The sequence below is a fragment of the Streptomyces yunnanensis genome (assembly GCF_029011865.1).
In the GTDB taxonomy this organism is placed as follows: Bacteria; Actinomycetota; Actinomycetes; order Streptomycetales; family Streptomycetaceae; genus Streptomyces; species Streptomyces yunnanensis.
Genome location: NZ_CP095749.1, coordinates 125,031 through 138,806, shown reverse-complemented (window position 1 = coordinate 138,806; position 13,776 = coordinate 125,031). Strand labels below are relative to the sequence as shown.

Here is a 13,776-nt window from a genome sequence, read left to right as displayed (position 1 = left end):
CCTCGGGCGGAAGGTGGGGGGCATGGCCGCTGACGGATCTCTTCGGGCGTGGTGGGACGAGCGGGTGCTACCGGCCGGCACGACTATGCGTTGCGTGCTGCTGGTCGTCCTGCTGCTGGCACGTGGCGTCCTTTGGTGCCGGTGGCGTTCACCACCGCTGGGTTCAACGAGGGCAGCAGATGCTTGAGTGCGGCCGGTGTCGGCACGGGTGAGGTGCCCCCTGATGACGTTTTCCACGCAGCGCGCACGGGGTGACGTCGTCTCCGCAGCGCGGCATACCTCGCACGGCAACCGCCCGGGCACTGGTCGGCGCCCGCGCCCTGGCGTGGCTCGTGACCAACACCTCGTGCGTGCCGCCGCTGGTCCTCGTTCAACCGCCGCACCTCGCCCCGTCACCGCCGGGCGGCGAGACATTCGCGTTTCCCTCACATACCTGCCACAACCGTGCCACGATGCGCCAATCAGCACGCATCCAAGGGGGAACCATGCGCACGCGCGCCACCACCGCGATACTCGTCGCACTGCTTCCCGTCGCACTCACCGCATGCAGCGGCACCGACAGCGGCAAGACGCCGAAGAAGCCACCCGTACTCACCACGCCGACCAACCACGCGCCCTCGGCCACCGCCGATCCTGCCCGCGCCGACCTCGAAAAGGCCGTCCGCGCCTACACCGCTGCCTATTTCAAACCGGACGTGACCGCCGCGTACAGCATGATCTCGACGCGTTGCAAAGAGCGGATTTCTCAGGCGTCTCTCGCCGCAAGCCTCGATCGCGCACACGGTATGGCTGTGACCCTCGGGGACGAGGCGAGCGCCGATCGCACCGTCAAGCGCTTTCACATCGACAAGCTCACCGACGACTTGGCTTCAGTCTCGTACGGCGTCGGCGACCCGCGGTACGACCAGCACGACCAGCCGTGGACGCGCGAGGGCGAGCACTGGCGCTACGACTCCTGTTGACGACCGGCCGGCCGGTCGGCCCTGCACGCGCGGGGGTTGTTCCACCTCGCGGTAGAACTCAAGGTGCAGCTCGATGTCGTCCTCACGCCCGCGGGGCTCTTCTTCCTTGCGGCCTGCGGCCTGCGGCCTGCGGCCTGCGGCCTGCGGCCTGCGATGTGGTGGTTCCTGGGGGCGGTTCTTGTGGTGGCCCGCCGGGTCTGATGGTTGGTCCATCGTCCCCGTGCCCGCGTGGGTGGCTCAGACGAGACCGGACGTGAGGAACATCGGTACAGCCGTTGGCGCTGAGAACGATCGTGGTCCGATCGGCGTGAGCGCGCTGACCCGGTTCTCGTACTCTCGACGGGCCTTGCGCTGGGCCGGATCCGCCGGGACGCCCTGGCCTCCGTCGCGCTCCGACCCTGCGCCGCAAGGGTCGGGTCGTCAGCGGCAACTCGTAGGCCGGTAGTGCGGTGAAGAGGCTTAACGAACCGCTGTTCAACAGGCGGCAGAGCACCGCCGGCAGGGCGCCCCACACCGTGCGCCGAGGCCTTCGAGGCCGCGACCCGGTTGGCGGGTGGCTTCCGGCCGCCGCGGTGTACGCCGCGGCGGCGTCGGCGGTCGCCTGCGTGGGCACGCGATGCTGGTACCGACATGCCGAGAACGAGACTTGATGGACCTTGCCATCGCGCCCCATTCCCATCGGCGGTGCTGTCAGCGGTCGTCGTGCAGGTCCTGGTGCATCTGAGGCTGGTCGTCCTTGTCGTGAGTGAGGGCGTAGAGCTCCACCTGGTTGAACGCCTTCGAGGCCACGCCGAGGATCTCGTCGTACGGATTGACGCCGACGACCTTCTTCGCGCTGCCGCCGCCGAGCCCGCCGACCGTGCTGCTGAAGAGGTTGTGCATGGCGGCGGCGGGCTTGGCCACCAGGTCCACGGCGCTCTTCGGGATGCCGGCCATGTCCGCGTACGTGTCCGTGAAGGCTGCGCGGACCATGGCGAGGAACGGCTCGTAGAACGGCGGCGGGACCATCTGCTCCCTGTGGAACTTCAAGGCCTGCTGCGTCATGACGGTGCAGTCCTCACTCGCCCTCCACTCGTTCTCCCGCTCGGCGCTCCAGATCCGCTCGACCAGGTCGACGTCCTTGGGGATCAGCCACTTCTCGGGAGTGCCGAGGTAGTGGTTGATGTAGTGCCAGGCCGCCACGAACCCCTGCGCGTCCTCCTTGGCCACGTGGACGCCGAGGTTCCTCATCGCCTGGAGGATCTGCACGCTGAAGACGCAGATGGCGCCAGTGGTGTACTTCTGCGAGACCGGCTCGCCCCACCTGACGTAGTCCCACTGCCCGCTCTTCTTGTGCAACTGGCGGACGGAGGCATGGACCAGCCGCACCTTGGTGACGGTCGCCGCCAGGGTGCCGTTGCGCAGGGCGTCCTTGTCACCCATGCCGATGAACAGTCGCGAGGACTGCGACAGCCGCCGGCCCGGACCGTCCGCACCGCCCAGACGCCCGGTCGAACGCAGGGTGAAGGCGCCGGTCGGGGACAGGTACGTGCCGATCAGCCCGACGGTGCCCTGCAACATGGAAGCCACCCCGTGGTGGTGGGCGAAAAAGCCCTCCGCCGCCTCGACATCGGCCTCGCACCAGCCCGGCGGCTCCTGGGAGGCGTCATGCAGGAACTGCGCCAGCCGCTCGGGCAGGCCGGACAGCTCCTCCATGGGCATGTGCGGCTTGAGCGTCCCGATGGTGCGGAAGAGACCGTTGACGCCGTCGACTTCGCGGTTGTCGATGAGGTCGGACACCAGCGCGTCCGCGGCCGGATCACCCTCCTGGTTCGCGGCCTCAAGCTCGGCATGCACGGTCTCCGCAGTCAAAGCCACAGCGTTGCTCCTCTGTCTTCGTGGTCACGGGGTGTTTCACGGCAGGCCAAAGCGCCCTGCGCTGACTTCGGTAGGCGACGACACAGCCGACAGGAGACCCGCCGCGCCCACCGAGAATCTTCCTCGATACTCTGCGTGGCGCCTTGGTCACGAAAGGGTGAGGTAGGCGCATGCGGGGGCGCAACGAGGGCGCACGGCAAGCAATCACTGCTGCTCACCTGGCACGAAACACAGGGCGCTCCATGACGTCCAGTCACCTCACCGTGGAGCGCGGCAGGAGACGAGCGGTGCCCGCGCCCCAGTACGCCCACTCCAGCACGTACTCCTCACGGGCCGCCCCGCGACGGCGAACCCGCGGCCGGGCGCCCTTGCTCTTCACCGGGGCCCGGCGGCCGGCGACGTCGACTCCTCGATGCTGACCTCCAACACCTCATCGAGGCGAGCGCACATCTCGTAGAGCATCCGCCACAGCATCTTCTCTCGAAGATGCACCTCCCGGCGGGCGATCAGCCGGTCGATCGCCTCGGCGGGTGGAGGAAGATCCCGGCATGGACAACTGCGACAGTCATCAGAGCGTGCAATCGCCGCGGTTACGGCCCGGGGATCGGGTGCGGATCGTCTCTCCAGCCAGTCCACCCAGCCGCGAGGAGTCGCCCGTGGCGTCGAGCTACTGACGTCATGGGGGCTTCGGGTCGAGTTGGGCGAGCACGTCTTCGACCAATGGGGGTATATGGCCGGCCGAGATGAGGATCGCGTCTTCGACCTGAACTCCGCGTTCGGTGACCCGGCAGTCCGCGCGGTGATCGCCACCCGGGGCGGCAAAGGCGCCTACCGCATCGTCGACGACCTGGACATCGACGCCCTGCGGCGCGACCCCAAACCCTTGGTCGGCTTCAGCGACATCACCCACCTCCACCTTGCCCTGTGGGCGCGATGCGGTCTGGCCTCGCTGCATGGCCCGTTCGTCAACTGGAGCGACGAATGGTCCGGGCCGGCGTCGGCCGAAGCCCTTCGCCGCGCGCTGATGACGACCGACCCTGTCATCATCCACCGGGACACCAGCCAGGCCAGCGCGGCGGTCACCGTCGAGGGCACCGCGACCGGTGTCTTGGTCGGCGGCAACCTCGACGCGATCCGCACCGAGGCCGGAGCCGGTCTGCCGAGCCTTGAGGGGGCGATCCTCTTTCTCGAACACCAAAGAGGCACAGGACTGGGAGAGGTCGACCGCGCACTGACCCAGCTGACCCGTACCGGGGCCCTGGAGGGGCTGTGCGGTGTCGCACTCGGCCAGTTCCTCGGCTTCGACCAGGATGCCGATGATCCAACCCTGGGGGGATGGGGCATCGCCGACGTACTGCGCGACCGGCTGACGCGCCTGGGTGTCCCCGTTCTCGGCGGACTCCCTGCCGGACACGGCCTCCACCCTCCGACCATCCCGCTTGGCACTCAGGCCACGATCGACACCGCCGAAGGAACCTTGACGGTTCAGCCGGCCGTCGCCTGACCGTCGACCGCCTTACCCAGCGTGCAAGGCCCACGCAGCGGAGATTGATCGGCCGTCAATCACCGTGTGTGGTCGCCGGGGCGTATCGGCTCCAGGTGCCGCCGGCCTCGGTGACCAAGCCGGTGGCGCTCTTGTCGTGATAGCCGAGTGCCTTCGCGATGACGGGAGTGGGGCCTGCAGGCGAGCTGGCGGATCGCGGAGGCCCTGCCGCGCTGCGGCGGCACGCCGATCTCACGCAAATGAACGTGGAGGCGGACCGGGTTCATCGGCGATCCGGGCTGGCGGCCGGGGAAGAGCCACTGTGAGCTTCTGCCGCTGGCGTAGGGCAGATGCTGGCGGGACAGGATGTATGCCCGCGTCAGGTCCGCAACGGGCTCGGGGTGAGTAGTCGTCAAGACCTGTGGAGGTGCGTGGTCAGCTGATCGTCAGCTGCCATCTGATCTCTCCGTCGTGCCACTGGTCGGTGGGAGTGAGGCCGGCTGCAGTGGCGACGGCGGCGGATGTCTTGTGGTCCGGGTGGATGTGGGCGACGACCCTGTGCACCGGGTGTTTCCGGAGCCAGGCGACGAGTCCTTGGGTGGCTTCGGTGGCGATGCCGCGCTGCTGCCAGGGGTCCCTACCACCCAGGCGATCTCCGCAGCGGTCCCACGATCGTCGGCGGTGACCGTCGCCTGGACATAGCCGGTCAGGCAGGCCGTGTCGCGGAGCTGGATCACCCAGTTGCACCAGGATTCGCCAGGGCGGGGTGAGCCGGCCACCCAACGTTCGTAGCGGGCGCGAAGGTCCTGGGCGGTGTCCGGGGTGCCGCCGATGAAGGTATGCAGGCCGGGATCGGACAGCACCACGGCCATCTCGTCGGCGTGCTCGACCTGCAGGGGAAGTAAGGCCAGCCGGTCGGTGTGGATGGTTTCGGACTTGAGGGTGATCACGCTGCCTCCTGGTGGGGACGTCCGACGAGTATGCCGCGCTCGAAGCGGGCGCCGGCCCGGACCAGGCGACGAGGTGGGGCCCATGCACCGCCCGCCAGCGGGTCCGCGCGGACCCGACCAGCTTGAACACCATGACCAGACCCGCGACCCTGCTGCCCGCTCCCTTGGCGACCTTGGTGACCTTGGTCCGCAGGCGGACGGTGGCGAAGCCGACTCGATGGGATTGGTGGTCCGCAGATGGATCCAGTGCGGTGCGGGCAAGTCGTAGAAGGCCAGCAGCTCGTCCTGGCTGTCGGTGATCTTCGCGACGCCTTGGGGAACTTCGTCCCGTAGAGCTTCGCGAACACCGTGATGGCCTGCTCGGCGTGCTCGCGGTCCTCCACCCGGAAGTAGCCCTGGCCGACCTGGACCAGGCAGCCCCGAGCAAGGGCCGGGACGTCCGGCTTGAGGACCGGAATCCGGCCCACGCTGCACGCTCGCTCATCAGCACGGCGCACAGGCTGGTGGTGAAGCCCTCCATACCGGAGCCGGCGCCGGAGATGTGCGTGAAGGCGTCGGCCATGCCGGTCAGTTCGGCGACCTCCAGCAGCAGTTCGGGGAAGTGGACCCTGGACAGCATGCCGTCGACCAGCTGACGGAAGGCGGCATGAGCTCGGGCTCGTCGGCCTTGCCGAGCTTGGCCAGCTTCAGCTTCCCGCCCACGACCTCCAGCGCGCTGCCGCCCGGCAGCCCGGCGGCGACCTGGACGTACGCGGCGAGCAGGGCGGAGGCGAGTTCGGCGAGGTGCCCGGCCGGTTCGCTCCCCAGACCGAACGCGGTGAGCCCCTTCGGCTCGGCAGCCGTCCACTTCTCCCCGGCCGGCAGCCTGGCCCGGGGGTCGCCCCAGCGATCGCCGTCCTTGGCGTACACCTCCCGCCGGCACAGGGAACGGTGCAGGTGCTCCAGGCGCCACCGTGCCGGACCGCCTCGTCGAGGCCGACCGGGCCGCCTGGACCGCCGACGTCTCCCGGGTCCTCGGGGCTCTCGCTCGGCCGGAGCTCGGCGTGTTCCCTCTCGCTGTCGCGGCGACCGCCGCACGTCGCCCCGACGCGTTCCCGGCGGGCCCGGCCCCGGCGGTGCTGGCCCTGGCGGTGCTCGCAGCCCTCGTGCTGCGCAGCACGGTTGCGGGCTGGGTCGCGCCCGGCGTTGCCGTCGCTGGGGGCCGCCGTCGCCGTGACGCTCGTGTGCCGCTGTTGGTCGCCGGATCCTGCCGCCGCCCGCCATGCGTCGGCCGCGGCTGTGCCGCCGGGCAGTCGCGCATTGAACACTGCCGCTGTTCGGTCGCCTGGGCGGACTCGTCCGCCGCCGAGTACTTCTTCCGCCCTGTCCGGCCGCAACCTGGCTGACATCCTGAACGAGCAAGCCGAGCACCTGCTGCTGGCCGACGAGCAGGCCGGCGAGCGGCCGGCCGCCCGGTTCCTCGAAAGGGCGGGCCTACTGCGGGAGTCGGCGTGCACCGTCCATGGCGCCGCCGGCGACCCGTTCCGGTGGCGCCGCGCGGCCCGGGGTGCTCTTGCGGCCCTGCTGCGCTGCGACATCGAGGCCGCCGCGCCCGCCTCACCCTCCGAAGAGGGCTGCGCCTGCTTGCCACCTGGGCCGCCGGCGCTCCCGCGGCACGGAAAGCCCACCGACCGACGCCGGATGAGACGGAGCCGGCCACAGCCGCGCAGGTGAAGCACCTGACCACGCTCGCGGAGAACATCGGCAAGGAGCGGTTTGTCTTCGTTCACGTTCAGCAGCAGCGTTTGTCGATAGAGTTTCAACAGCAGTTGACGATCAGCGCGCTCGCAGATGTTCACGGGAACTGACGGCACTGTTGTTCACGGGAACTGACGGCACTGTCGCCAGTGAGGACGTCAGCGCCGATCACTGGGGCGACCAGCGCCTCCGGGGAGTCAGGCACGATAATCTCGGGCCGTGCCCGAGACATCAGTAGCGCAGTTCTATGACGAACTGGCCGACGACTACCACCTGATCTACGCAGACTGGGACACGAGCATCCGTCGACAGGGGGACGCCCTGGACGCACTGATCGGCCAGGATCGCGCGGCGGTGCTCGACTGTTCCTGCGGCATCGGCACGCAGGCCATCGGCCTGGCGCTGCGCGGGCACCGCGTCACCGGGACCGACCTCAGCCCCGCGCCGCCGCCCGCGCTGCCCGTGAGGCCGCCCGCCGCAGCCTAAGCCTGCGCACGGCCGCCGCCGACATGCGACACCTCCCGTTTCCCGATGGCCAGTTCGACACCGTCGTCTGCGCCGACAACTCGCTGCCTCACCTGCTGACAGAGCAGGATGTGCACGCCGCCCTGGCCGAGATGCGCCGCGTGCTGCGTCCCGACGGCCACCTGCTGATCAGCACACGCCCCTACGACGACCTGCTGCGCGACCGCCCGGCTTCGACGCCTCCACAAGTCCACCGGATCACCGACTGCGCCGACAGCGGGGAACGAACCGTCACCTTCCAGCTCTGGCACTGGCACGACGACGGCGAACACTACGACTTGGAGCACTTCCAACTCCTTCCGGCAGGCGGAGAATGGCGCGTCAAAGTCCGCCGAACCACCTACTGGGCACTCGGCCAGGACCGGCTGGCAAGCCTCGCAGCCGAGGCCGGGTTTGCCGACACCAGGTGGCGGATGCCGCAGGAGACAGGCTTCTTCCAACCACTGCTCGTCGCCCGCGCCGGCGAGTAGGCGATCCCACCGCCCGGCGTAGGGCGGCAGGTGTCAGCCGGCCTTGGCGGGTTCTTCGGCCCGAGCCCGGGTGCTGGCGAGGCAAGAGGAGTCAGTGCCGGTCTCGATGATCGTGCCGCTGAAGGCAAGCCGGTCGACGATGGCCACGCAGGTACGGGGTCCGTGAACGTTTTGGTCCAGCGTGCGCCGTGCGGCGCTTCGTTGTATCCCCGACGCAGTCGGGATGAACTTGGAGGGAGGTTCTTGGGTCGCCGGGCTTACTTGAGCGCGAAAGCGTGAGGGGACAGCAGCATGCTCGGAAAGCGGTGCCCGTCTGGAGGCGTCCAGGGCGGGGTGCCGCAAGACCCGCGCGATATGGCTAAGGCTTGATTGCTTGAAGTCCAATTCCCAGTGGTGCGAGAGACACCCGCCGAAACGACGCCTGAATTCGACGTCCCGCTATGCCCTGGTCGCGGTTGGAGGCCGGGGCAACCTCCATGGTAGGGAACGCCTCTCAGCGAGAGAGGCCAAGGGAATGAGTGGGCGGCCTACGTCGTGCTCGATACGTACAACGAAGACGTACCTCGTCGACAAACACGGCACGGACGCCATCCTCGCTGCAGTCAACCAACTCACCGACGAAGCCCAAGCCCATGTGACCGTCTCGACTGCGCACAAGGTCAAAGGCAGGGAATGGCCGAGTGTGAGAATCGCCGATGACTTCCAATCCCCACCCGGCAGCGACCAACAGGACGACTTCGGAGACCCCATTCCCCGACCCATCGACGATGCCGAAGCCCGCCTCGCCTACGTCGCGGTGACCCGGACGCGCACCCGCCTCGACATCGGCGGTCTCGCCTGGATCGATCAACATGCCGGTGGGATGCAGACAACGGCCGCATCGCCGTTGCCCTGAACAACTCTCAAGAGACGATCCGGTATCACATCGGCCGCATGGAGGTCTTACCAGATCCCAGGGATTCGGCTTCAACTGGCAGTCCAGCTGATGATGGAGGAGATGGGGTCTCCCCGGTGATCCTGACAGATGGAACGGTTTCGATGGTTCCACTTGTTCCGCCGATACGGCGGGTGGGTGCCGGGACAAGGGGCGTGTCCGGGAGTCGGTACTCCACGAGCGTCGCGGCGACCACCGGCAGCAAGCCGCCGGAGCGGGTCCCAATCGGCGCCTGGTGTGCTCCTGGTCACGCTGGCACACGTGCGGCTGAGCTACCGCACGCTGCTCTGGCAACGCTGTACGGGGCGGACCGCTCCGCCGTCTCCGGAGCAATCCGCAAGATCCGCCCACTACACGCCGCTAACGGCTACGCCGTCCCAACCGTCCAGGTGTGCGGCTGCGCATGCTGGAGGACCTGTCCGCCGATGCCGACGCCGAGGGCGTGGAACTGAGTGGAGCACACCAATGCCGAGTTCAAGCAGTGGGGGCCACGGTGACGTTCACCGGCCGCCGCGAGGCCTACGCCGAGACCCACCCCCATCTCGCGATCGCCGGCCTGATCTCCGACGGCTTCGCCCGGCGGGCGACCCGCCGAAAGAACATCATCGAAGAGGTGCTCACTCGTCAGGCGTCCTGCTGGGTTCCCCGCGAATTGTCATATTCAGCACGGAACTTATTTTCGTTCCTCTCTCCTGGAAGTCCGGTCTTGCCGCGGCAATCCTGACGGACCTTCACCAGGCGTGGCCAGATTTCGCATCACACATTCTCTGTCATGCATCTACCGTCAACAGCACTGCCATTCCTTGCGCCTTGTGGGATTTCCACCGCACAAGAACATTGTCATGCCCCCATGGGCTGAAGTCGGGTGCGTGCTCGCTCCACGTCAGACCAGTGGCGCGCGCACCGCCCGTGGTCGCCGCGACCTATTCGACCAGGGTGCCACTTGTGCCACATCCGGCTGACCTTCTCTTCCAGGCCGCGACGTGAACTGCCGTAGGCCGGACTGATGACACGTCGGGTGCCGTTCGGGAAGTCGAGCCGGACGTTTACGGGGCAGTGGTGACCGCAGGGCGAAAGGGGGCCCAGGAACCTTGTGGTGCGTCGTGGGGCAAGGCCGGGGTTGGCGTGAGGGTGACAGTGGTGGCGTAGTGCTCGGTGCCGTCCTGGGTCAGGGTGACGGCTACGCGATCGCGGCCCAAGGGGTCTGAGGGGAGTGGGTGGGCCTCGACCCAGCAGGGAGTGTCGTATTCCACGTAGCGGGAGAACGTGTTCTCCATCGCCATCGCCGTCATGGGACGCGTGGGAGTCAGAGCCTGGGCGGCCTGGCGGGCGGCTTCCAGGAGGAGGATCCCGGGGGCGTGATCGAGGGGGTGGTCGAAGAGTATGGGGTGGGCGGTGTCGATCCTCAGCCCCCAGCGGAGAGGATCGTCGCTGGGGGAGAGGACGATGTCGCCCCGGGTGCGGCGGCCGATGTCCCGCGGGGCGATGGGGCAGGAGTGTGCGGGAGTTGGGGCGGCGAGCGCGGCGTCGCTGCGGCCAGCCCGCAGTCGACGGTAGACGGCAGGAGGCTGCACGGTGAAGCGGGTGTCGGCCGTTGCCAGTGGCACGTCATGGCGGACGACGGTGACAGCCAGGGACAGGGCAGCCAGCCGGGTGCCGCGGCGCACCGTTTCCCGGCATTCGACGTGCAAGTTCAGTGGGCCGGACCGGTCGGTGATCTGCGTGGCGTGGGAGGCCAGTTCGTAGCGGTAGTGTTCCCACAACAGGTGGTGGTCGAACGGCACGTCGTAGGCCGTGTGGCAGAGCAGTGGGAACATCTGACGGATGGTCTCGGTAAGCAGCAGTGGATCAACGGGGCTGTGGCCCGTCGTGTAGAAGCTGTGTGTCATGGGCCAATGGGCAGAGATAATAAAGGCGTTGGCACGTATGCGCTGCCAGTCGGTGAGTAAGACCTCGGCGGAATTTGTCTTGTGGACTAATTTCTTCGGAACGAAGGTGGCGGAGCGCGGCGCAGGGTCGGCGCGGACAGCGTTGCGGTGCATGCGGAACTCCCAGGTACCGATGACACGGTGCGAGATGTGCTGAATCGTGCGGATGTGCCTTCTGCGTGGTAGCGCCTTCCTGGGCAACTCTCTTGAGGTGCGGATGGGGTGGCGCGTGGAAGCGGGAAGCTCAATAATCGCCAAGTAGGATAAAGAGCGTTCTCTTTTCTGTCGAGGGGTGTCGAGGGATCAAGGGATGAGACACGTGACACAGGAACGGGCCCTGCGTACCCGTGAGAAACTCTTTCGGGCGGGGGCGGAAGTGTTCGACGAGTTCGGGTACTCCGGCGCGGGCATCAACAAGATCCTGGAGCGGGCCGGGGTTACGACCAGTGCGCTGTACTTCCACTTCGAGTCGAAGGAGGGGCTGGCCAAGGCTGTGATGAACGCTCAGCCACAGGCCATTGAAGGCATGCTCCACTCGGAGGGGCTGCAACGGCTGGTGGACATCACGCTGGTCTGGGCGCAGCGTCTGCAGACCGATCCGGTGCTGCGAGCGGGGGTGCGGCTGTCGGTGGAGCAGGGCGCTTTTGGTGTCCGGGATGCCACCGCCTACCTCAGCTGGCGCGGCATCATGGAGGGTTGCCTTCGGGAGGCCGAACGCAACGGTGAACTGCGGTGCGATCTCGACCTGGAGGAAGTGGCCGAGTTCGTGGTGGGAGCATGTACGGGAGTCCAGCTTTACGCACAGCTAGTGAGTGGCCGTCAGGATCTCCCCAAGCGGACGGTCAGGATGTGGGAACTACTGTTGCCGGGAGTTGCCGTGCCGGAAGCGGCGGCCCGTATGGACTTGGATCCGATGCGGGGAATTTCGGCATGAGGGCCGATGCGGTGGTTTCTCCTCCTTCTTGATGCCCACTCATCTGGTTTCCGTGGCCGTACGGGGTGTGCGGAAGAAGGCGTCTGGCCGGCTGGAGAGCCGGACAGCGGTGGTGGCAGCCGGAGCTGTCAGGCCAGGAGTCGGGAGATGAGGAACAGGCTGAGATGACTTATGAGCATGGGTTGTTGACCGACAGGGTTGTCATGATTACGGGCGCTTCCAGCGGGATTGGCGCCGCCGCGGCACGGCTGTTCGCGGCCGAGGGAGCCGCGGTGGTGCTGATGGCGCGCCGGGAGGAGCGGCTGCGTATGTTGGCCGGGGAGATCGAGGCACGAGGCGGCCGTGCGGCGGTGGCGGCCGGGAGTGTGACCTGTGAGGACGACGTCGAGAAGGCCGTTGCGACGGCGGTGGAGTGCTTCGGCCACCTGGACGGCGCGTTCAACAACGCAGGCTGGGCCGAGGCGGGAAGACTCCTGCACGAGACGGACAACGAGGTCTTCGACCGCGTTATGGACGTGAATGTACGAGGGGTGTGGAACTGCCTGCGTCATCAGCTTCCGGCCATGCTCGCCTGCGGCCGTGACGCAGCAGTGGTCAACACCTCCAGTGTGGCGGGCCGCCAGGCCACCGGCGCGGGCTCCCCGTACGTCGCCGCCAAGCACGCGGTGCTGGGGCTGACCAGAGCGGCGGCGGCCGAGTACGGCGAGCGCGGGATCCGGGTCAACGCCTTGATGGTGGGCAGTACGCGCACCGAGCTGATGGACGAAGTCCTGGCGGACGCCCCGGCGTTGGAGGCCGCCTTCGTTGCGCGCTCGAGCCAGAAGCGTATGGCCGACCCCGTGGAGATCGCGCAGGCAGCGGTGTGGCTGTGCAGCGACCGGGCGTCTTTCGTGACCGGTGCGGCGGTACCGGTGGACGGCGGTTGGACCGCCGCGTAGAGCACCGCCCGGTACATCGCGCACGCCCTTGTGCGGTGTGGGGGAAGCATCGAAGCTGCCGGCGGGCTCGCGGGTGCGCAGGGCCGGGAAAACGGTCGGATCCGTGTGGGTGTACAGGGCCGCGGCGTGGGGTGGGCAGGTGGAAGGGAGCTGCCGTACGGCTGGAAACGGGCAACCCGTCAAAGTCGCTCGCAAGTACGGCAGGTGAGGCCGCTGTCGATCGCTGTTCTGACTAGTGTCTGATGCCCATCGATACGGCGGTGTGGGCCGGAATATCCAGGATCAGCTGTCCGGCGTCATCATGCTAAGGAGTGGGGATGCCCCCGAGCAGCTCAGGTGCCCGTGAGCGGTCGGTAGATGCGGCTCTGCGTGCCGTCTGGGTGGAGAAACACCGCGAGGGCCTTCCCAGCGGGGCTGCCTGCCGTTGTCGGGGCCGTTGGCCGGGGGTGCGATGAGGCAGGAGAGGGCAGCGCGCACCCGGGCGGCTCTCGTCCGTGCGGCCGCCACGGAGTTCGTCCGGCACGGGTACGCGGGTACATCGCTCAAGCAAGTCTGCGAGGCCGCCGGCGGAACGATGGGGGCGCTCACGTTCCACTTTCCGGCCAAACGGGCGCTGGCCGACGAAGTGTGCGGCCAGGCAGCGGTGCTGACGGAGGCGGCGTTGCTGCGCGTTCGGACAGAGGCGCAGAGCGCGTTGCAGGCGGTCATCGACGCCTCGCACGCACTGGCCGGTCTGCTCACTGCGCAGGAAGTCGTGCTCGCAGCCGCGCGGCTGGCGCGCGAGGGAACGTCCCCGCGCAGGGACTGGCAGGCGTTATGGACCTCGGTACTGAGGGAACTCCTCGACCGGGCCTGGGACGAGGGCATGCTGGCCGTCGAACCGGCACCGGCGGCAGGACTGGTCCAGTGCCTCATGGCAGGTATTGAAGTACATGTGCAGACCGCTGCCTGCCCGGGCAGGCAGCAGCGGCAGGTGGGGGAACAGCTCGCCGCTGCCTGGGCACTGATACTCCCGGCTTGGCGCGCGCCCCGCACCACACCTATCTGCATCCGGCGGG

At 68.0% G+C, this 13,776-nt stretch carries 9 protein-coding genes and 6 pseudogenes; 9 read left to right on the top strand and 6 right to left on the bottom strand.

The window, feature by feature from the left end:
• The first annotated feature begins 485 nt into the window (after nt 1-485).
• Complete coding sequence (locus MOV08_RS00470; protein ID WP_039628545.1) at nt 486-962, top strand: hypothetical protein; 477 nt, start codon at nt 486-488, stop codon at nt 960-962.
• 690 nt (nt 963-1,652) lie between these two features.
• On the opposite strand, the gene MOV08_RS00465 is transcribed toward MOV08_RS00470, so the two are convergent.
• A complete protein-coding gene (locus MOV08_RS00465) occupies nt 1,653-2,819 on the bottom strand; it encodes an oxygenase MpaB family protein (protein ID WP_275305706.1) in 1,167 nt (388 codons plus the stop codon).
• A gap of 460 nt (nt 2,820-3,279) precedes the next feature.
• On the opposite strand from MOV08_RS00465, the gene MOV08_RS00455 reads away from it, so the two are divergent.
• Entirely contained in the window at nt 3,280-4,323 is a 1,044-nt protein-coding gene (locus tag MOV08_RS00455; protein ID WP_338057373.1) for a S66 peptidase family protein, read from the top strand.
• A 414-nt stretch (nt 4,324-4,737) separates the two neighbouring features.
• On the opposite strand, the pseudogene MOV08_RS00450 reads toward MOV08_RS00455, so the two are convergent.
• From MOV08_RS00450 to MOV08_RS00440, 3 genes and pseudogenes are all read right to left on the bottom strand, one after another.
• A pseudogene (locus MOV08_RS00450) lies at nt 4,738-5,252 on the bottom strand (GNAT family N-acetyltransferase).
• A pseudogene (locus MOV08_RS00445) lies at nt 5,249-5,641 on the bottom strand (transposase); the annotation flags it as partial. The pseudogenes MOV08_RS00450 and MOV08_RS00445, both read right to left, overlap by 4 nt.
• A gap of 178 nt (nt 5,642-5,819) precedes the next feature.
• The gene (locus MOV08_RS00440; protein WP_275305705.1) at nt 5,820-6,161 is read right to left on the bottom strand and encodes a hypothetical protein; all 342 of its coding nucleotides are present in this window, start codon (nt 6,159-6,161) and stop codon (nt 5,820-5,822) included.
• An 800-nt stretch (nt 6,162-6,961) separates the two neighbouring features.
• On the opposite strand from MOV08_RS00440, the gene MOV08_RS00435 reads away from it, so the two are divergent.
• Together MOV08_RS00435 and MOV08_RS00430 are read left to right on the top strand one after the other, a co-directional pair.
• A complete protein-coding gene (locus tag MOV08_RS00435; RefSeq protein ID WP_275305704.1) occupies nt 6,962-7,099 on the top strand; it encodes a hypothetical protein in 138 nt (45 codons plus the stop codon).
• 109 nt (nt 7,100-7,208) lie between these two features.
• Nucleotides 7,209-7,984, top strand: a pseudogene (locus MOV08_RS00430) (class I SAM-dependent methyltransferase).
• A gap of 33 nt (nt 7,985-8,017) precedes the next feature.
• On the opposite strand, the pseudogene MOV08_RS00425 reads toward MOV08_RS00430, so the two are convergent.
• Nucleotides 8,018-8,163 (bottom strand): annotated as a pseudogene (locus MOV08_RS00425) (IS21-like element helper ATPase IstB); the annotation flags it as partial.
• Nucleotides 8,164-8,546: 383 nt separating this feature from the next.
• On the opposite strand from MOV08_RS00425, the pseudogene MOV08_RS00420 reads away from it, so the two are divergent.
• Both MOV08_RS00420 and MOV08_RS00415 read left to right on the top strand, forming a co-directional pair.
• A pseudogene (locus tag MOV08_RS00420) lies at nt 8,547-8,879 on the top strand (3'-5' exonuclease); the annotation flags it as partial.
• A 442-nt stretch (nt 8,880-9,321) separates the two neighbouring features.
• Nucleotides 9,322-9,642 (top strand): hypothetical protein, encoded by a 321-nt coding sequence (locus MOV08_RS00415; RefSeq protein WP_275305703.1) that lies wholly within the window; start codon nt 9,322-9,324, stop codon nt 9,640-9,642.
• Between the two features lie 322 nt (nt 9,643-9,964).
• Here the strand turns inward: MOV08_RS00415 and MOV08_RS00410 are convergent, their stop codons facing one another.
• On the bottom strand, nt 9,965-10,960 hold the full coding sequence (locus MOV08_RS00410) for a ScbA/BarX family gamma-butyrolactone biosynthesis protein (RefSeq protein WP_275305702.1): 996 nt from the start codon (nt 10,958-10,960) through the stop codon (nt 9,965-9,967).
• 196 nt (nt 10,961-11,156) lie between these two features.
• Between MOV08_RS00410 and MOV08_RS00405 the strand changes: the two genes are divergently transcribed.
• From MOV08_RS00405 to MOV08_RS43955, 3 genes and pseudogenes are all read left to right on the top strand, one after another.
• On the top strand, nt 11,157-11,780 hold the full coding sequence (locus tag MOV08_RS00405) for a ScbR family autoregulator-binding transcription factor (protein WP_275305701.1): 624 nt from the start codon (nt 11,157-11,159) through the stop codon (nt 11,778-11,780).
• Between the two features lie 203 nt (nt 11,781-11,983).
• On the top strand, nt 11,984-12,718 hold the full coding sequence (locus MOV08_RS00400) for an SDR family NAD(P)-dependent oxidoreductase (protein WP_039639801.1): 735 nt from the start codon (nt 11,984-11,986) through the stop codon (nt 12,716-12,718).
• A gap of 451 nt (nt 12,719-13,169) precedes the next feature.
• Nucleotides 13,170-13,334: pseudogene (locus MOV08_RS43955) on the top strand (TetR family transcriptional regulator); the annotation flags it as partial.
• Nucleotides 13,335-13,776: the final 442 nt, after the last annotated feature.

What these genes read in the sequence shown, in the direction of transcription:
- MOV08_RS00405 (WP_275305701.1), top strand. Translation starts at nt 11,157, where the DNA reads ATGAGACACGTGACACAGGAACGGGCCCTGCGTACCCGTGAGAAACTC.
- MOV08_RS00410 (WP_275305702.1), bottom strand. Translation starts at nt 10,960, where the DNA reads ATGCACCGCAACGCTGTCCGCGCCGACCCTGCGCCGCGCTCCGCCACC.
- MOV08_RS00415 (WP_275305703.1), top strand. Translation starts at nt 9,322, where the DNA reads ATGCTGGAGGACCTGTCCGCCGATGCCGACGCCGAGGGCGTGGAACTG.
- MOV08_RS00470 (WP_039628545.1), top strand. Translation starts at nt 486, where the DNA reads ATGCGCACGCGCGCCACCACCGCGATACTCGTCGCACTGCTTCCCGTC.
- MOV08_RS00400 (WP_039639801.1), top strand. Translation starts at nt 11,984, where the DNA reads ATGATTACGGGCGCTTCCAGCGGGATTGGCGCCGCCGCGGCACGGCTG.